This is a genomic window from Imperialibacter sp., assembly GCF_040222385.1.
Taxonomy (GTDB): Bacteria; Bacteroidota; Bacteroidia; order Cytophagales; family Cyclobacteriaceae; genus Imperialibacter.
Genome location: NZ_JAVKDF010000017.1, coordinates 329,408 through 348,341, shown reverse-complemented (window position 1 = coordinate 348,341; position 18,934 = coordinate 329,408). Strand labels below are relative to the sequence as shown.

Sequence of the window (18,934 nt, the reverse complement as noted above, 5' to 3'; positions counted from 1 at the left end):
ACCTCATTCCAACCTGAATGGCTTATTTTCTATCTGCTGGTGTAGTATTTGCATTTTTGTGGGTTGTCGTACGAAGAAGCGCCCGCTTAGAAAGCTACTGGCGATGGATGCGGTGGGAAAGCTCGTCATTGACTGCCGACCGGGTTCGCCCCCACATCGAAAAACACTTTGACTACTACAGGCGCCTTCCCCCTGTGTATAAAATTGAATTCGAAAATAAGCTGATAGAATTTATCGACCGCAAAGATTTCACGCCCCGCCAAATGCAGTCGGTGACTGAGGAGATGAAGGTGCTTATTTCGGCGGCTGCCACGCAACTCACTTTTGGCCTGCCTGACATCTATTTGGAGAACTTCAGCAGAATACTGGTCTACCCTGATGACTACTACAGCACCATTTTCAAACGCTACCACCGGGGCGAGGTAAATCTGGGAGGAGGCATCATCGTGCTTTCCTGGAAAGGTTTTGTGAGCGGCTATGCTGACGGCACCGACGGGCTCAACCTGGGCCTGCACGAAATGGCCCATGCCCTGAAGCTGGAGAATGGAATATTTAATGAAGAGTATAACTTCTTCGATGAAGGCGTGCTCCAGGAGTGGACTACAATTGCCCGTAATACTATCGCCGAGATAAGGGAAGGAACGGAGACTTTCTTCAGAAGCTATGGAGGGGTTTCCATAGACGAATTTTTTGCCGTGGCCATAGAGAATTTCTTCGAGAGGCCAATCGACTTTCAGCTGGAGCATCCACGACTGTACAAGTTTACCGTTCTTTTATTGAGGCAGGACCCCATCAGGTTATTATCTTTGGCGCAATGATCTGGAAAGAACTCCTCAACAGCCAACGATACGGCGCCACCAAAAGCATCAACTTCGACCCCGCCCGCAGTCCTTTCGAGATGGACTACGACCGCATTATTTTCTCCTATCCTTTTCGCAGGTTGCAGGACAAAACGCAGGTGTTTCCTTTGCCGGATCACGACTTTGTGCATAACCGGCTCACTCACAGCCTCGAGGTGTCGAGCGTGGGCAGGTCGCTCGGGAAGATGGTCGGTGAGAAGATACTGGAAAGAGAAAAAGACCTTGCACTCACAGCGGCAGACTTTGGCTCCATAGTGGCTGCTGCCTGCCTGGCGCACGATATTGGTAACCCACCGTTCGGCCATTCTGGCGAAAAGGCCATTTCAGAGTTTTTTCTCAACCACGTCGAAGGAAGGATATTCGAGTCGAAAGTAACAAAAGCCGAATGGGCTGATCTTGTTTCATTTGAGGGCAATGCCCAGGGGCTTCGGCTGCTTTGCCATGCTCAGAACAAAGGGCTTCGGCTTACGCATGCTACGCTGGCGGCATTTACCAAGTACCCCTGCCAGTCGTCATTTGAAGGGAAGAGTAAAGAGAAAAAGAGCCAGAAGAAGTTTGGTTTTTATCAGACAGAAGCAAACATCTTTCAGGAAGTAGCAGCAGCCACCAGCCTGAAAGAAGAAATAAAAAACATAGCCTGGGCCAGGCACCCGTTGGTTTACCTGGTGGAAGCTGCTGATGATACCTGCTATCATATCATCGATCTGGAGGATGGGTGCAGGCTTGGCTGGGTGCGCTATGAAGTAGCTAGAGACTTGCTGGCTGAAATAATAGGCGACGCCTACAAACCGGAGAAGCTTGATGAGCTGGAAACCGTGGAGGAAAAGATGGCGACGCTCAGAGCCCTGGCCATCAACATTCTGGTGGGGCAGTTAACAAAAGCTTTTTTGGAGAACGAAAAGGAAATCCTTGACGGGACATTGAACGCTGACTTGTTTTCGCTGGTACCTTGCTGTGCCACTTTGGAAAAAATCAGCAAACTATCTGTGGCGCAAATTTACCAGTCGAGGCAGGTAATCGAAAAAGAAGCGGCAGGGTTTCAGGTAATCTCAGGTTTGATGGAGGCTTTCTGTAGCGCCGCCTACAAGGTTCATTTTGATGACAAATCAGGCTATAGAGACCAGCTCGTGTACAAACTCATGCCGTCAGACATTCTTTTAGGCATTCAAAAGTCAGAAACGACCTATCAACTCTTACGAACGGTGCTTGATTTTATTTCCGGCCTCACCGACGGCCACGCACTTTCCCTGTACCGAAACCTGACCGGCATATCGCTGCCAGGAATAAGATCGTAGAAATAGGAAAGGAATAATGACCCTCAACTACCTTAGAAAGATTATTTCATTACATTTGTGCTCCGTTTGGAAATGTGGACCCAGTTAGCACATATCATCCTGAAATTCAGGCTTCCCCTTCTTATCATTCTGGTTATCCTTACAGCCTTTTTTGGCTATCAGGCCCGGAAAGTTGAGTGGTCGTTCGATCTTGCCAAAACAGTTCCCGATACAGACCCCGACATGGTCTATTTTCAGGAATTCAAAAAGCTGTTTGGTGAAGATGGAAACATGCTGGCTATTGGCGTAAAAGACAGCGCCATCTATAAGGTGGAGAACTTTCAAAAGTTCGGATACCTGGCCGACGAGTTGGCCCGCATCAACAATATCACAAACGTACTTTCCCTTCCCAGCCTCCAGCACCTTGTAAAGAACGATGAAAAAAAGCGGCTTGAAATGAAGCCGTTTTTCACGAGCATTCCTGACACGCAACTGGCGCTCGACTCTATGTTGCGGGAGGCTAACCAAATCAAAGTTTATAGTGGTCAGCTCATCAACCCTGACAATGGAGCCACGCTTATCATGGTGTCCATCAACAAGGAGATTCTGAGCACAAAAAACCGTGATGGTGTGGTGGGCGATGTGCTGATGGTGGCTCAGCTATTTGAAGAGGAAACGGGCATCAAGCTACACTATGCCGGCTTGCCCTACATCAGATTTATCAACACAAGTAAGGTAAAGGCCGAGCTCCAGCTATTTCTGGTGCTTTCTATCATTGTTACGGGCATCATCCTTTTCTTTTTCTTCCGGTCATTCCAGGCTGTGCTTTTCCCACTCATTCTTATTGGCACCATGATCGTATGGGTGATGGGGACACTGTCTCTCTTTGGCTATAAAATCACCCTGCTTACGGGGCTCATTCCGCCGATTATTGTCGTCATAGGTATACCCAACTGCGTGTATTTGCTCAACAAATACCACCAGGAATATGCCCTGCATGGCGACAAAATGATGGCCTTGTCGAACATGATCAGGCGGATTGGTATTGTGACGTTGATGACCAACTTCACCACAGCCATTGGATTTCTGGTGCTTCTTATCGTTGATATTGTGGTGCTTCGTGAATTTGGAACCATTGCCGGCATCAATATCATGTCCACTTTCATCGTGAGCATCGTATTCATCCCGACGGTATTCTCTTATTTGCCGCCACCTAAAAAGCGCCACCTGAAGCACCTGGATATGAAGCCGCTGGCTAAGCTGCTTTATGGGATAGACCTTCTGGTGCACAGGCACAAATACAAAGTGTTTTTGTTCTCAATAGTACTGGTAGGGGTGTCGATATTTGGAATGACTCGTATCAGAGCAGTTTCACATATGATCGATGACCTGCCCGACGACAGCCCCGTTAGGTATGACCTGGCTTTCTTCGAGGAGAATTTTAGTGGTGTTATGCCACTGGAGCTTTTGATTGACACTGGCAACAAAAAGGGAGTACTCAACCTGAATAACCTCAGGAAAATTGATCAGTTGGTCAATTTTCTCGACAGCATACCTTACATCTCTCAGCCTGTTTCGATAGTAAGTTTTGTGAAGGCTGCCCGCCAGGCTTTTTACAATGAAAACCCAGCGTTCTACTCACTGCCTACCAGCCGAGATCAGGCATTTGTGCTTCGCTATCTTCAGGGTGAGGCTGGAATGAGCTCAGGCCTGGCCAGTAACTTTATTGACTCAACCGGTCAGATCGTCCGTGTGTCAGTGCGCATCGCCGATGTGGGGTCGGATAAAATGGACAGCCTGGTCACTCAGGTAATAGAGCCAAAGATTACCGATCTTTTTGAGGGAACAAAAATGTCGGCCACGATCACCGGCACAACGTTGCTCTTTATAAAAGGCAATAAATTCCTGATACAAAACCTTATCAGTAGCATGGTGCTGGCCTTTTTTGTTATCGCCATTGTGATGGGGCTGCTTTTCAGAAACCTGCGAATGATCATTGTTTCCCTGATACCCAATTTCATTCCGTTGATCATTACGGCAGGAATCATGGGTTATTTTGGAATACCGCTAAAGCCAAGTACCGCCCTTATTTTTAGCATTGCTTTCGGGATATCGGTTGATAACTCTATCCACTTCCTGGCCAAGTATAGGCTGGAATTGTTTGCGAACAATTTCTTTGTGCCAGTGGCAGTGAGCAAAAGCATTAAGGAAGTGGGGTCGAGCATGATCTATACTTCGATCATCCTTTTCTTTGGCTTCGTAATATTCGCCTTTTCAGAATTTGGCGGAACGGTGGCGCTCGGAACACTTACCTCTACCACTTTGTTCTTTGCCATGTTCACGAACACCATCTTGCTGCCGTCTTTACTGCTGCGATTCGATAGTGGCAAGAGGAACAAAAATGAGCATTTGCTTATTGATAGCTATAGCGATTTTTACACGGAAAATGACGACGAAGAAATTGACATTGACCGAATTAAGCTGGAAGAGCTCAATAGCAAAAAAGCGCAATCGTAGTACTTAAAGATTGAATTTTCAGGAGAAGATCATGACGAAAGCTGTGAAATACAGAGAGTATAAATCTATAGACTTGGCCAAGGTAGCTTCCGAAGTGCTGGAAGACTGGAAGCAGAGGAAGATATTTGAAAAATCTGTAAGCTCAAGAGAGGGCCGCCCGACTTTTACTTTCTATGAAGGTCCCCCATCGGCCAATGGCACACCTGGTATTCACCACGTGATGGCGAGGACGGTGAAGGATATTTTTTGTCGTTACAAAACGCAGCAAGGCTTTCAGGTAAAAAGAAAAGGCGGCTGGGATACCCATGGTTTGCCAGTGGAGCTTCAGGTCGAGAAAGAGCTGGGCATCACCAAAGACGATATCGGCAAGAAAATATCGGTTGAAGAGTACAACCAGAAGTGCCGTGAGGCGGTGATGAAGTTCAAGGGCCAGTGGGACGACCTTACTGAAAAAATGGGCTATTGGGTCGATTTGGATGATCCTTACATCACCTTCGAGAAAGATTATATTGAGTCTGTCTGGAATTTGTTGCAGAAGTTTTACGACAAGGGCCTGCTCTACAAGGGCTACACCATTCAACCATATTCGCCCGCAGCGGGCACCGGCCTTAGCTCTCATGAGCTGAACCAGCCCGGCACATATAAAATGGTGAAGGACACGACCATTGCGGCGCAGTTTAAGATTGAAGGGACGCAAAACGACTACTTCCTGGCCTGGACCACCACCCCATGGACTTTGCCCGCCAACAATGGTCTGGCTGTAGGCAAAGAGATTGCCTACGTGAAGGTTGCCACTTTCAATCAATACACTTTTGCGCCTGTAAATGTAATCCTGGCAAAAGATAGAGTCAGCGCCTACTTCAATCAGAAGGCCGCCGACCTAAAGCTAGAGGACTATAAGCCTGGCGACAAGCTGATACCTTTCAAAGTGGTGCAGGAATACAAAGGGAAAGAATTGGCTGGTATGTCCTACGAGCAGCTAGTTCCGGTGGTGAAGCTGGAAAAACCTGCTTTCACCGTGGTGATTGGCGATTTTGTGACGACCGAAGACGGCACAGGCATCGTGCACATTTCCAAGACCTTTGGAGCGGATGACTTTCGAACTTCTGTGCAGAACAATCTGCCCGGCGTTTTTGTGAAGGATGAGGGTGGCTTTGAAGTGCCTATCGTTGACAAGAAAGGGAAGTTTGTTGATGAAGTGGGAGCTTACCTCAAAGATAAGATGAAGGAATGGGATATCACCGCTCACAAGCAGTACGAGGAAGACGCATTTTATGTAAAGAATTATAAAGAGGAGGATGAAAGCGATCCAAATTTCAAATCGACGGACGTCATCATTTCCATCATACTAAAGCAGGAGAACAAAGCCTTCAAAGTAGAGAAATACGAGCACACCTACCCTCATTGCTGGAGAACGGATAAGCCGGTGCTTTACTATCCGATGGACTCCTGGTTCATCAAAACCACTGCCTACAAAGACAAGCTGGTGGCCTTGAACAACACCATCAACTGGAAGCCTCAGTCGACCGGAACAGGCCGCTTTGGCAACTGGCTTGAAAACCTGGTGGACTGGAACTTGAGCCGTAGCCGTTTCTGGGGTACGCCTTTGCCTATTTGGGCAACAGAAGACAGATCAGAAATGAAATGCATTGGCTCATTTGCCGAGCTAAAAGCCGAATCGGAAAAGGCGGTGAAGGCAGGACTGATGAAAGCGCCTGTCGCTGATGACATGGACCTGCACAGGCCTTTCGTGGATGAGGTGATTTTGGTAAGCGACAGTGGTCGTCCCATGCGCCGGGAGACTGACCTGATCGACGTTTGGTTTGACTCAGGCGCTATGCCTTACGCACAGTGGCACTACCCATTTGAAAACAAGGAAGTATTTGAGGCAAACTATCCTGCAGACTACATCGCCGAAGGAGTAGACCAGACCCGGGGCTGGTTTTTCACACTTCACGCTATAGCAGGGATGTTGTTCGATAGTGTGGCTTTCAAAAATGTAATTGCCAACGGCCTGGTGCTGGACAAAAACGGCAATAAAATGTCGAAGCGTCTGGGCAATGCCGCCGACCCCTTCGTTACATTGGAGAAGTACGGCGCCGACCCCACCCGTTGGTACATGATCACCAATGCAAATCCGTGGGACAACCTGAAATTTGATATCGATGGAATAGTAGAAGTACAGCGTCGTTTCTTTGGAACCCTGTACAATACCTACAATTTCTTTGCACTCTACGCCAATCTGGATGGTTTTAACTACAGCGAGGCGGCTGTTCCTTTGAACAACAGAACAGAGAGCGACCGGTGGATTACCTCACGCCTGAATACGGTGAAAAAGCAGGTAGCAGAAGCCTATGACGAGTACGAGCCAACGAAGGCCGGTCGGTTGATTCAGAATTTTGTTGTGGACGATATGTCCAACTGGTATGTGCGCCTGAACAGGAAGCGTTTCTGGAAAGGTGAGTACAACGAAGACAAGAAAGCCGCTTACCAAACGTTGTACGACTGCCTGGAGACGGTAGCTCGCCTGGCAGCACCGATTGCTCCTTTTTATATGGAGCGTGTTTTCTCTGACCTCAATAAGGTGTCAGGAAGGGAAACCGAAGAGTCGGTGCACCTGGCAGCTTTCCCTAAGGCAGACGAGTCGGCTATTGACAAGGAGCTGGAAACGAAGATGAAGTTGGCTCAGGAGGTATCGTCTTTGATTCACTCGCTTCGCAAAAAGCAGATGATCAAGGTGCGTCAGCCATTATCGAGAATTTTGATCCCAGTGCTGAACCCGTCAACAAAGCATTACATAGAGGCCGTGGAAGACCTTATTTTGTCAGAAGTCAATGTGAAGGCGATAGAGTATATCGACGATACATCCGGCGTCCTTGTAAAAAGCATCAAGCCTAATTTCAGAAGGCTGGGTCAGCACCATGGCCCGATCATGAAGGACATTACCGTTGCAGTGAAGGAAATGACACAGGACGATATCGCCAGCCTGGAGGCTTCTGGGAAGTTCTTGCTGAAAACTGCCAAGGGAGACATAGAGCTTACTCCGGAAGACTTTGAGATTTCTTCAGAGGATATCCCCGGCTGGTTGGTGGCGAGTGAAAATGGGCTAACTGTAGCCCTCGACATCACAATTACCGATGATCTGAAGAAGGAAGGGATCGCCCGTGACCTTGTGAACAGGGTACAAAACCTGAGGAAAGACATGGGGCTTGAGGTACAGGACAAAATCAGGCTGTCTGTTAAAGAAAGTGAAAAAATGGTAAATGAGGCTTTGATTAGTTTCAAAGACTATATTTGCAGCGAGACTCAGGCGCTTTCGCTTGAAATGGTTGGAGATTTGACTGATGCTGTTGTTTTGGATATGGATGAGTTTAACCTCGAAGTCAAAGTAACCGTTTAAAGAGATCAATCGCCGAAGCCAACACTAACATTGTAAACTAAGGACAAAGTGAAGTATTTCAAATATTACCTACTGGCCATTGCAATGATCATTTTGGATCAGGTAGTTAAGTTGGCAGTACACTTCAATATGGAAATGGGCGTGGCCGGGCAAATTTATCTCCTTGGCGACGTATTTAAGCTTCACTATCTTACCAACCCTGGTATGGCCTTTGGCATGCAGCTGGGCAGCGAAAACGGTAAGCTTATCCTTACTGTTATCAGACTCATAGCCATGGTTGTGATTGCTGTTTATCTCTATAGATTGGCTAAAAAGGAAGTACACACTGGCCTTTTGTGGTGTGGTGCTCTGATACTGGGTGGAGCCATTGGCAACCTGATTGATAGTATTTTCTACGGCGTTTTTCTTAATAATGCTCCTTACGATGCACCCAACCCATGGTTTCACGGCCAGGTAATTGACATGTTTTACATCGATATCTGGGAAGGCAGAATCCCTGAGTGGGTGCCTTTGTTCGGTGGGGACTACACAGCGCTTTGGCCCGTTTTCAATGTGGCAGATGCTTCAATTTTTGTTGGTGTAGCGATTATTATCATATTCCAAAAGTCATTTTTCAAAGAAGCCGAGCATGAAGAGGATGATGCCATCGAGGCTTCCCCTTCCATTGCGGAGCACACCCCTTCCGATGACGACGAAACAAGAAATGCCCAGTCGGTCGGGTAGTTGTTTTGAAAAATCGCAGTGCTTGCTGCTTGGAGATAGGCACTTTATTAGTCGAAATGGGTGATAAAAAAACTGGTTCAATGCGCCCCGCCCGGCCGGGTTAGGCTTGGATTTTTTGTTTTTTTAGTTTATCATATTTCAGAAACCTGTAACTTCAGTCTTCCCCAACCTGTCAAAGCAACGTAACGTTAATACAGGTATGTCAAGCTTTTCAAAAGAGATCAAACTTATTGCGGTCTGGCTTTCTGCAATTATGGTTTTCCTCACCGTCCTTTTTCTGGTCAACCAGGTTTATCAGATTTATCACCTGGCGCTTGCTGTAAACGAGACTTTCGGAAAGTTGGTGCTTGTTGCACTGATAGGCATTTCCGCTGGCATTCTGCTGGTTCCTGTTTTCCTCTTTTTACGGCTACCGCAAACGCTTACTCCGCCGAAGGCGGAAGAACAAATTCCATCTCATAAAAGGAGGGTGTTCAAGCGGCTTAGAAAGAATAAATTGTTGATCGCCGAAGGTCTTTTTCCCGCCTCTGAGGATCAATTGGAGGCTTCGCTGACCCGACTCAACGAGGAAGCAGATAAGATCATCAGGCAAACGGCGCTGTCGGTTTTTCTCACCACGTCCATCTCTCAAAACGGACGACTTGATGCCTTCACCATCCTTTTTACCCACTCACGCATGGTGTGGAAAATTTGTCATTTGTACCACCAGCGGCCAGGCCTTAGAGATCTCGCTAATCTTTATGCAAACATAGGTGCCACCACGTTTCTCGTATCCGAAATTGAAGACCTCGACATCAGCTTACAGCTTGAGTCTTTGCTGTCGGGGGTGACTAAAAGCACCTCATTCTCTTCGATTCCGGTGGTAGGCCCCACAGCAACACTGGTGATGGATTCACTTTTCGAAGGCTCAACAAATGCTTTTCTTACGCTAAGGGTGGGCATCATTGCCCGGCAATACTGCAGCTGTGTAACCACCTGGGATAGCAAAAAGGCAAGGAAAAATGCTACGCTTGAAGCTGGAAGAATGTTGAGCCAGATTGTAACCCAGGGATCAACAAAAGTTGTGGGAGGGATATTGAAAGCTGCCAAAAATGCTGGATTTCAATCCATCAAATCGGGTGGCCAGGCTATAGTGAAAGCGGGCGCTAAAATCACCGAAGGTGTATCATCTGCTGCCAGAAAGGTAAATCCTTTCGGAAAAAGAAAGTCCGAAAGCGAAGAAGTGGATCAATAGAAATAGCGAGCATGCTTTGGACGGCACATAGCTTCGATGTATTTTGAAGGCCTATTTTCAGTTAATTCAACCTATTCAATAAACCAGGTACTTAATTCATGGAAACATCTTTCAAAAACAGGGCTATAAAGGCTATCTTTTTCTTGCTTTTAGGAGTATTGCCCTCGCTTCTCGCACAAGACGCATCAGTTGATCTAAACTCCCAGATTCCGGTCGATAAAAATGTAAAGATTGGGACACTTAAAAACGGGATGAAATACTACATCCGCCACAACGATCGTCCTGAAGATCGGGTGGAGTTGCGGCTTGTGGTGAATGCCGGATCTATTCTGGAGGATCCAAGCCAGCTGGGCCTTGCTCACTTTACGGAGCACATGGCCTTCAATGGCACAAAGAATTTTAAGAAAAACGAAATCGTCAATTACCTGCAATCAATAGGTGTGCAGTTCGGCGCTGATCTCAACGCCTACACCAGCTTCGACGAAACAGTCTACATCCTGCCTATTCCGACGGATGATGAAAAGATTGTGAACCAGGGTCTTCAGATACTTGAAGACTGGGCACACAATCTCACTTTTGAAGGAGAAGAAATAGACAAAGAGAGGGGAGTGGTGATTGAGGAGTGGAGGCTTGGCCAAAGTGGTGAGCGGCGCATGCTCGACAAATACCTGCCAGTGATTTATAAGGATTCGAGGTATGCGGAACGCCTTCCAATAGGCACCAAGGAGAACCTGGAGACCTTCCCGCATGAAGCGATCAAGCGATTTTACATGGACTGGTACCGTCCTGACCTGATGGCTGTGGTAGCCGTAGGCGATATCGATGTGGCAGAGATGGAAGCCAAGATTCAAAAGTACTTCGGAAGGATACCTGCTGCTAAAAGCCCAAAGAAGAGAGAAGAGTTTAAGGTGCCAGACCATTCCGACACCTATGTTTCGGTGCTGGCTGACAAAGAAGCTACATTCGCCCAGGTTCGCCTATATTTCAAAACAGACCCGGAAGAGGAAACAAAAGCCAGTGACTACAGGGATTTCCTGGTGGAAAGAGCTTTCACCGGCATGTTGAATAAGCGGCTACAGGAATTGACCAGGGAAGCTGAGCCACCATTTGTATATGCAAGCACCAGCCATGGTGGCACCTGGGCAAGAACGAAAGATGCGTTTCAGGCTTTTGCCGTAGCTAATGAGAAAGATATAAAGGGCGGACTTCAGGCTATGATTACCGAGTTAGAGAGAGTTCGTCGGCACGGATTCACACCAGGCGAGTTGAAACGCTACAAGCTTGACTTGCTGAAGTCGTATGAAGTGGCCTATAACGAAAGAGACAAGTCGGAGTCTGAGAACTATGTAGACGAATATGTCAATAACTTCCTTGAAAAGGAGCCAATACCAGGCATTGAGTGGGAATACAACTTCGCAAAAGAGTATGTTGAAGGGATAGGTCTTGACGAGGTAAATGCCCTGATCGAAAAATGGATCACCAAGGAAAATAGGGTAGTGGTGATCACCGCACCTGACAAAGAAGACGTGGTGCTGCCGACTGAGGATGAAGTGAAAGGCGTGCTCAACAGGATCAGGATACTCAAGGTGGATGCTTACGAGGACGAGGATTTTGGTGAGAGTCTGATGACTACTTTGCCCAAGCCAGGCAGCATCGTGTCAGAGAAAAAGAATGAAGCACTGGGGATTACAGAGCTTGATCTTTCGAATGGCGTAAAAGTGTTTCTGAAACAAACGGATTTTAAAAACGACGAAATTGTAATGACCACCTGGAGTCCGGGCGGACACAGTCTCGCTTCTGATGAGAACTATCAGTCTGCTTCCAATGCGGCTTCGCTGATAGACCAGGGTGGTATCGCCGATTATGACATTACCACTCTGCAAAAAGTACTCTCAGGCAAGAGCTTTGGAGTTACACCATTCATCAGAGAGTTGAGCGAAGGCGTGCAGGGCAGTACCACCCCAGCCGACATGGAAACGTTCTTCCAGCTGACGAATATGTATTTCACAGCCCCAAGAAAGGACGAAAAAGCGTTCCAGTCATTTATCACAAAGAACAAGTCCATCTTGTCGAATGTGATGGCCAACCCACAGTACTACTTTGTGGATCAGGTGCAACGTACGCTTTCCAACAACAGCATCAGAGGAGGCGGCTTCCCGACAGAGGCCGATTTGGATAAAATCGATCTGGACAAAGCGTTCGCCTTTTACCAGGACAGGTTTAGCGATGTGAGCGACTTCACTTTTTTCTTTGTCGGAGCATTTAAAGTAGACGAGATCAAGCCTATGCTGGAGCAGTACATTGCCAGCTTGCCAGCCTCAGGAAGAAAAGACCAGTGGAAGGACGTTAGTCCACGGCCACCAAAGGCGCCGTTGGAGAAAATAGTGAAGAAAGGAGTCGATCAAAAGAGCCAGGTAATCATGTATTGGGATACAGAGCAGGCATATGACCGGAAACAAGCCTACTACTTATCCAGCTTTGGGGAGGTAATGACCATTAAGCTGGTTGAGTTACTTCGTGAGGAAAAAGGTGGTGTGTACGGCGTAGGGGCCAATGCCAATGCAGAGAACATGCCTTACGACCACTATACCTTCCAGGTAAGCTTCCCTTGCGGACCAGAAAATGTTGAGGAGCTGGTGACGGCTACCCTGGATGAGTTGAAGAAGCTCCAGAAGGAAGGCGTGAGTGCTGAAGACTTGAAAAAAATTAAGGAAGGCCAACGTCGGCAACTTGAGGTTAGTTTGAAAGACAATAGCTTCTGGGCAAATACTCTGCGCAGTTATTACTATCAGGGCTGGGATCCTGAAGGTATCCTGAAAGCGACAGAAAGGATCGAAACCCTGACTTCGAAAGACATGCAGGAGGCGGCTAAGAAATATATCGATCCTGAGAAGTTCATCAAGTTGGTGTTGATGCCGGAAGAATAGGGGAAATAGAAAGATATAATCAGGGCATGCCTAATAGGTATGCCCCTTTTTTTGGCACCTTTTTAAAAACGATCATGTTTCTACAAGGCTAGTATTACCAAACCCTGTTGTTTTTCTGATTGGCCCAAACCACAAGTAACGTTCGAACAAATGCAGTGCTTCTTCACCTGGGTGAGCGCTGGAGATAATACCCTACTAGTTCATTCACGATTTCATCAAAATGTTCATCAACAACTGCGGATGTTTGATTGAGGTGAAGATTAGAGCAAACAGAGGGTCAATACGTTGATTTGCTCTACTTTTGGCTACCAACCTAGGCGTTCTATTGGCGTAAATGAGAGCTGGGTTAACTATATTTATGATATGGAAAGAAAAATAGATTTACATATAGAAAAATTACCAGAAGGGGTCTACCTGGCAACTTCTGATACTATTCAGGGGCTGGTTGCCCAGGGAAGGACAATTTCGGAAACGCTTGAGATCGCCAGAGATGTGGCCAAGAAACTGCTCGAAGCGCAGGAAGGAACTAATCCCATTGTGCTTCCTGAGTTCGATAATGAGTTTGATCTTCCGCTGGTGATTGGGATGTAATGGGTAGGTTGTCGGGCTTTAAATACCGTGAGATTGTAAAAATGCTAAAAAAGCTAGGTTTTTCATTTCATAGGCAGGCGGCCGGTAGCCATGAAATTTGGTGGAACGAAAGCACTGGTAGATTCACCACAATACCCAATCATCCTGGAGATATGCCAGAGGGAACTTTGAGAGCAATTCTCAAGCAATGCGATATTGCACCAGAAGAATTTCTTAAAATGAAGTAGAGGCTCTTTTTCGAAGAGGCTTTATTAGAGCCATAATTTAATTTTCCGTTAAAGCGTTTCTAATTTCCTCGAGCACCATAAGAATATTCCTCTCAACTTCTTCATTGGTGAATCTAATCACCCTCAGGCCATGCTCCTTTAGGTCGTGGGTTCTTCCCCAATCATATTCTTTTTGCTCATTAAGGTTATGAATCTTGCCATCCAGCTCTATCACCAGTTTCGTTTCATGACAGTAAAAATCTGCAATAAACCCAGCCACGGGATGTTGCTTTCTAAACTTATGTCCTCCCAGCTTTCGTCCTCTGAGGTTTTGCCATAGCAGGTCTTCTGCTGCTGTGTGGGTCTTGCGCATATTTATTGCGTGCTCGAAGAGTTTGGCTTGTGCGTTTTTGTGGAAGTCTCGTCTCGGCATCTGTATTTCAATGTGTTTCCCTCACCCCGGCCCTCTACCAAAGGAGAGGGGGCTCGCTCAGCAGGTTGCAGAATTACTTAGTCCTTCTCCCCCAGGGAGAAGGGTAGGGATGAGGCATATTTCACATTATTATTACTCGCCTGAATACTAAAAATAATGCAGATTATTGGCTTTGGTAAGTAAGTCAAGCTTTTCCAAGCTCGACTGGACTGACCGCACTGCTACCTGTTTTTGTGAGCTCCGGGCGCCCATATTGAGTGGTTCCTAGGGTGAATTGTTTTCTATTTCTCTCACAGAGTCCATTTTGGCAATCCCTTTGGGGGAGGTCAGAAAAGAACCCATAATAATGCCAACCACCGCAACCAAACACCCCCAAGCCAACCAATCTCCCATCTTCGAATAGATAGTTGTAACTCCTTTTGTTGCCAGATGACTCACCACCACATGCTCACCCACTGAGCTAAAGTCATTAGAGCCCAGCACCTTTCCATGGTAGTCCGAGGCAATGGATGTGGCATTGCTCACGGGCCGCAGCAGCGAAAAACCATTTTCTATAGCTCTGACTTTGGCCATCCAGGCGTGATACGGGGCAATCTCTTTCCAGTCGCCCGAAGGGAGCAGCATTATGTCAGCATTTTGCTGCCCTGCCTGCCTCATCAGGTAGGGGAAGTCGGCATCGTAGCAAATGGAAATAGCAATGCGCCCAAAAGGTGTCTCAATGACCGGAATCTTGCCGTCGCCTTGTATACTGGGCTCTACCAGCGGCACAGGCTTATTTTTGAAAAAGGTGTTGAGCACTTGCCCATCAGGGCCAATAAGCAAAGCCTTGTTCTCCAGGTACTTCGAGCCCATGGTGACTTCGCCCGTGATAATAGAGGCCATTGTTAGCAGCAAATAGAATTGGTTTTCATTTGCCAAACGCCTGGCTTTGGCAATAAGCTTGCCTTCCGTGGCTTTGGTGGTGAAAAGGAGCCCTTCCGAAAAAGAGACAATCCTGGCCCCGGCAATTGCTTCCTTTTTAGCGACAGAGAGCATGCTGTCCTGAAAGGCTTCCATTTGTCGATGAGAAGCACCGAAAATTGGGTCACCTGGGTTTTCAATAAACTTCACCAAACCTTTGTTTAGCTCCTGGAGTTCTGGGGAGGTTTGCGTAAGCTTGGCCAGATCAACATCCAATCGGCTTCCAAACACGGCTTCATAAGTTGACTGAAGCAATTCGAGGTTTTGCCCTGTGATGCCGGCGACCCTTACCGTAGTTGTTTCTTTCTGCCACAGCGAGTTGATTCTTATGCTTCCGCCAATCAGGATAACTACAAATACTGATGAGCATACGGTGGCTGGGGTTTTTATTGAGGAAAAGCTAAAGCCACTGGAGTACCATGCCGCTAAAAGTGCCGAAACCCAGGTAACGAGAAAGGTCACACCCCATAAGCCAGTAACGGCAACAAGCTGCATCAAAGCATCATTATTCACCTGGGTATAACCCATCGAGCCCCAGGTGCCACCGCCATCGAAACCATTGAGGTAGTCGTAGGCCACATAGAGGCACGGAAACAGCAGAGTATCATACCAGCCCTCAACTCTTTTCGACAACAGGCGGAAAAGAATGAATGGAACCACGTGTTTCAAAGCGCCGATCAGCGCAATCACCACGAATACGATGGTGGGAAAAGGCATCACTTTGTAACTGCCAATCAAAGCCGAAACATAAAGCGCTGACAACCCGACAAGCAGGCTTTTCCAGGGCTTGTACTCTTTCATTAACAAAATAAGGAAAGCCGGAGCCACCCAGGCAGCCGGAGCAAACATCCATTTAACTGATAGTAGTGAGAAGCTGATAGTTGCCAACAGCCAAAGTGTGGTAGTTTTTGTGTTCGTGAAAGTTTTCATAGTGTCTCTGTTTTTTGAACAAAGGAGACATATTGTACTCACTCCCACGACCGACTGGCGGAAGTCGAACGCTTTTTCAAAAAAAAATTGCAAAAGGTTACTCCCACTTCCAGGCTACTAAATGTTTTTCTGCCGGGACATAAATCCGAAGCTTTTTTATTCAGGTTGAAGCGGCCAGTTTCTGAAGAGCTTCTTTCCTAAATGAAGAAGGAGTGGTTCCCGTCTTTTCTTTGAAGATGGTGTTGAACGACGACTTGGAATTGAAACCGACCTCGTAGAGAACTTCCAGCACTGTAAGCTTTGAGTCGGGTGAATTGGACAGGATGGTAATCGCCTCATTGATCCGGTATGAATTGATAAAGTCATAGTAGTTCTGACCTAACAGCTCATTGAGCACTTGCGAAAGTTTCCTGGGGGCCACATCTAGTTTTGCGCATAGCTGCTCAAGACTTACTTCGGGATCCAGGTATGGTTTTTCATTTTCCATCAGCTGAATCAGCTTATTCTTCAGTGCTTGCTTTTCTTCGCCACCCAGAGACGAGCTTGTGTATTTGGCAGTGTCCTTTTGTTCGAGCCCAGCGAATATTTCAGGTTGTTGTAAGCCTTTGAAAACGATAGCATTCACGAAAAGAAAAAAGAGCCCCACCACTATGGCGAAGGTGGGTTGAAACCAGGCATCGAGGCCAGCATAAGGAGCCATCACATTCACGAGGGAAAACAACAGGATGCCTGTCATGGTCAGTATCAGGAAGCGTAGCCAGGCAAGGCTGATTTTTTCTGTCGTCGAAAAAAGGTCTTTGATTCGCTGTTGATAGAACCTGATTTCTTTGAGCGCCAGAAAAAAGTAGGTTAAAACATGACCATAAACTAAAGCCACTGAAAAATAGAAGCCCGGAGGCAGCTGCCGGTCGGTGATAGATTTTTGTATGAAAAGTTGCTCTTCCTGGCTGTAGGAATGATAGAAGACCTGAAAGGTAATTGTCATAACTATAAAAGGAAGGAGATGAACCAGGTGGGAAGTTTTCAGTTGAAATCCTTCATAAGCTACTGACCGGGTGTAGAACAATAGCAAGGGGCCGAGCAATAAGGCAAAACCGTCTTCGAGGTGCGCAATGGCGGGGTATTGCTGGTAAAAGCCGGTTAAGCCGATAAGCCCATCTGAAAAATTGATCCCCAAAAACAGGAAGAACAGGGCGAGCAGTCGATTGCTTTGCTTTTTGCCTTTTTTAAGGGCAAAGAGAAAAAAGGCAAGCAGCAATACCTGTAGGATGATAATGGGCAGAAGAGTATTTAAAACTATGTCCACCGCTTTGCCTTTTACTGAAACACAATATCCTTCAACACCTTTTCGCCAAATTCCTTTTTGAAAATGTCGAGCACTTTGGCCTTGTTCAGATTCATCTCGCTTTTGAGCGGCGCTGAGGTGAGACGCACGAATAAGACATTGTCCTTTACAAAAAGTTTGGAGGTGCGGCTGGCAATAGGCTTACCCATGAGCCTTTCCCAGGAAGCAAGCAGCCTGGTATGATCAAATTTCTCCTCAATATGGTAATTCTGGAGCATTTCCCTGATTACATCCTTCAGCTCCAGCGACTCGTTTTTTCTATCGTCTTTCTTTTTGTACATAACTTCCAATCTTAAAACTCAATCTCCTCTATCTTTCCTTCTTCCACTTTGAAGAGCTTCTTGTCTTTTTTCAGCCCTTTAAAAAGCGTCATGGTTCGTTCTGGTCTCGCATCTGTCACAAACAACTGACCGAAATCGTCCTCTCCCACAAGTTCCATCAATTTTTTGATGCGATCGTCATCAAGCTTGTCAAATATATCGTCGAGTAGTAGGATGGGCGCAAAGCTTTTTACCTGACTGGTGATATCAAACTGAGCTAGTTTCAAGGCAATCACAAATGACTTTTGCTGTCCCTGCGAGCCAAATTTCTTCACGGGCTCTTCCTCCAGCAAAAACTCAAAATCGTCCCGGTGGATGCCAAAAGTTGTTCTTTGCAAGGCCATGTCCTTGTCAATCGCCTTTTTGAAGTTTTCCTTCCACGAGGCATCGGAAAGCTCAGAAACGTACACCACCTTGGTTTGCTCAGCTCCGCCCGACAGCCACTGGTAGCGTGGGGCAAACAAAGCCTCAAACTTTTCGGTGAAGTCTCGTCGGCTATCGAAAATCAATTGCCCCGACTTCATCAAATGCTCATCGTACACTGCCAGCAGCGTCTTGTCCAGCCTTCTGGTTTCACCGTACTGTTTCAGCAGGCTGTTTCGCTGCTTAAGGTAGTGATGATACACCATCAGGTTTTCCAGGTAGCTGGCATTCAGCTGAGAAATGATGCTGTCGAAGAACTTGCGCCGGCCTTCGCTGCCTTCCCGTATCAAGTCTGTGTCGTTGGGAGCGATCAACACCACGGGAAAGCGACCTATGTGGTCAGCCAGTTTCTCGTACTCTTTTTGATTCACTTTGATAAGCTTTTTCTGCCCAGGCTGAAAAGCTACCTGCACCTGTTCGCCCTTTCCAGCACCCTTTTTTGAAGCCTTCCATTCGCCTTTTATAAAAAAAAGCGGATCGCCTTTCCTAATATTCTGACTGTCAACACTATTCAACGACCCTTTTGTCATCGACAAATAGTGGATTGCATCCAACAAATTCGTCTTTCCTGAGCCATTTTTCCCCACAAAACAATTTATACCCCTTGAGCAGTTAATAGCAAGTGACTGGTAATTTCGGAACGACTCAAGGTGCAGGTTACTCAGATACATTTACTTTTGTTGAATGAAGGCAATTTACTTATTTTGCGGGGGTTAAAACTGCCAGCTGATTTCCAGGGCAGGGTAACACATCCCAAAAGTAATATTACAATTCGTAGACACAGAAATATT

14 protein-coding genes are annotated in these 18,934 nt (G+C 46.7%); 9 read left to right on the top strand and 5 right to left on the bottom strand.

Going from position 1 to position 18,934, the window contains the following annotated elements:
* Positions 1-17 precede the first annotated feature (17 nt).
* The 9 genes from RIG68_RS05180 (at position 18) to RIG68_RS05140 (ending at position 13,753) form a co-directional block, all read left to right on the top strand.
* On the top strand, positions 18-818 hold the full coding sequence (locus RIG68_RS05180) for a zinc-dependent peptidase (protein WP_350119455.1): 801 nt from the start codon (positions 18-20) through the stop codon (positions 816-818).
* Positions 815-2,155 (top strand): deoxyguanosinetriphosphate triphosphohydrolase, encoded by a 1,341-nt coding sequence (locus RIG68_RS05175; RefSeq protein ID WP_350119452.1) that lies wholly within the window; start codon positions 815-817, stop codon positions 2,153-2,155. Before RIG68_RS05180 ends, RIG68_RS05175 begins: the two co-directional genes overlap by 4 nt.
* Before the next feature lie 72 nt (positions 2,156-2,227).
* Positions 2,228-4,651, top strand: a complete 2,424-nt coding sequence (locus tag RIG68_RS05170) for an efflux RND transporter permease subunit (protein ID WP_350119449.1) — start codon at positions 2,228-2,230, stop codon at positions 4,649-4,651.
* 31 nt (positions 4,652-4,682) lie between these two features.
* Positions 4,683-8,051, top strand: coding sequence for an isoleucine--tRNA ligase (gene ileS, locus RIG68_RS05165; RefSeq protein WP_350119447.1), 3,369 nt, complete (start codon positions 4,683-4,685; stop codon positions 8,049-8,051).
* A gap of 48 nt (positions 8,052-8,099) precedes the next feature.
* Positions 8,100-8,774: a lipoprotein signal peptidase gene (locus RIG68_RS05160; RefSeq protein ID WP_350094698.1), complete on the top strand. Its 675-nt coding sequence runs from the start codon at positions 8,100-8,102 to the stop codon at positions 8,772-8,774.
* 199 nt (positions 8,775-8,973) lie between these two features.
* A complete protein-coding gene (locus RIG68_RS05155) occupies positions 8,974-10,008 on the top strand; it encodes a DUF697 domain-containing protein (RefSeq protein WP_350119443.1) in 1,035 nt (344 codons plus the stop codon).
* 98 nt (positions 10,009-10,106) lie between these two features.
* Positions 10,107-12,935, top strand: coding sequence for a M16 family metallopeptidase (locus tag RIG68_RS05150; RefSeq protein WP_350119440.1), 2,829 nt, complete (start codon positions 10,107-10,109; stop codon positions 12,933-12,935).
* A gap of 363 nt (positions 12,936-13,298) precedes the next feature.
* Positions 13,299-13,526, top strand: a complete 228-nt coding sequence (locus tag RIG68_RS05145; RefSeq protein WP_350119438.1) for a type II toxin-antitoxin system HicB family antitoxin — start codon at positions 13,299-13,301, stop codon at positions 13,524-13,526.
* The gene (locus RIG68_RS05140) at positions 13,526-13,753 is read left to right on the top strand and encodes a type II toxin-antitoxin system HicA family toxin (protein ID WP_152001721.1); all 228 of its coding nucleotides are present in this window, start codon (positions 13,526-13,528) and stop codon (positions 13,751-13,753) included. Before RIG68_RS05145 ends, RIG68_RS05140 begins: the two co-directional genes overlap by 1 nt.
* Before the next feature lie 37 nt (positions 13,754-13,790).
* Here RIG68_RS05140 and RIG68_RS05135 read toward each other — a convergent pair whose 3' ends face one another.
* The 5 genes from RIG68_RS05135 to recF form a co-directional block, all read right to left on the bottom strand.
* Positions 13,791-14,165, bottom strand: a complete 375-nt coding sequence (locus RIG68_RS05135) for an endonuclease domain-containing protein (RefSeq protein WP_350119435.1) — start codon at positions 14,163-14,165, stop codon at positions 13,791-13,793.
* A gap of 264 nt (positions 14,166-14,429) precedes the next feature.
* Positions 14,430-16,055 (bottom strand): nitrilase-related carbon-nitrogen hydrolase, encoded by a 1,626-nt coding sequence (locus tag RIG68_RS05130; protein ID WP_350119432.1) that lies wholly within the window; start codon positions 16,053-16,055, stop codon positions 14,430-14,432.
* Positions 16,056-16,215: 160 nt separating this feature from the next.
* The gene (locus RIG68_RS05125; protein ID WP_350119429.1) at positions 16,216-17,361 is read right to left on the bottom strand and encodes a helix-turn-helix domain-containing protein; all 1,146 of its coding nucleotides are present in this window, start codon (positions 17,359-17,361) and stop codon (positions 16,216-16,218) included.
* 11 nt (positions 17,362-17,372) lie between these two features.
* Complete coding sequence (locus RIG68_RS05120) at positions 17,373-17,681, bottom strand: DciA family protein (RefSeq protein WP_152001725.1); 309 nt, start codon at positions 17,679-17,681, stop codon at positions 17,373-17,375.
* An 11-nt stretch (positions 17,682-17,692) separates the two neighbouring features.
* Positions 17,693-18,814: a DNA replication/repair protein RecF gene (recF, locus tag RIG68_RS05115; protein ID WP_350119426.1), complete on the bottom strand. Its 1,122-nt coding sequence runs from the start codon at positions 18,812-18,814 to the stop codon at positions 17,693-17,695.
* Between the last annotated feature and the right edge of the window lie 120 nt (positions 18,815-18,934).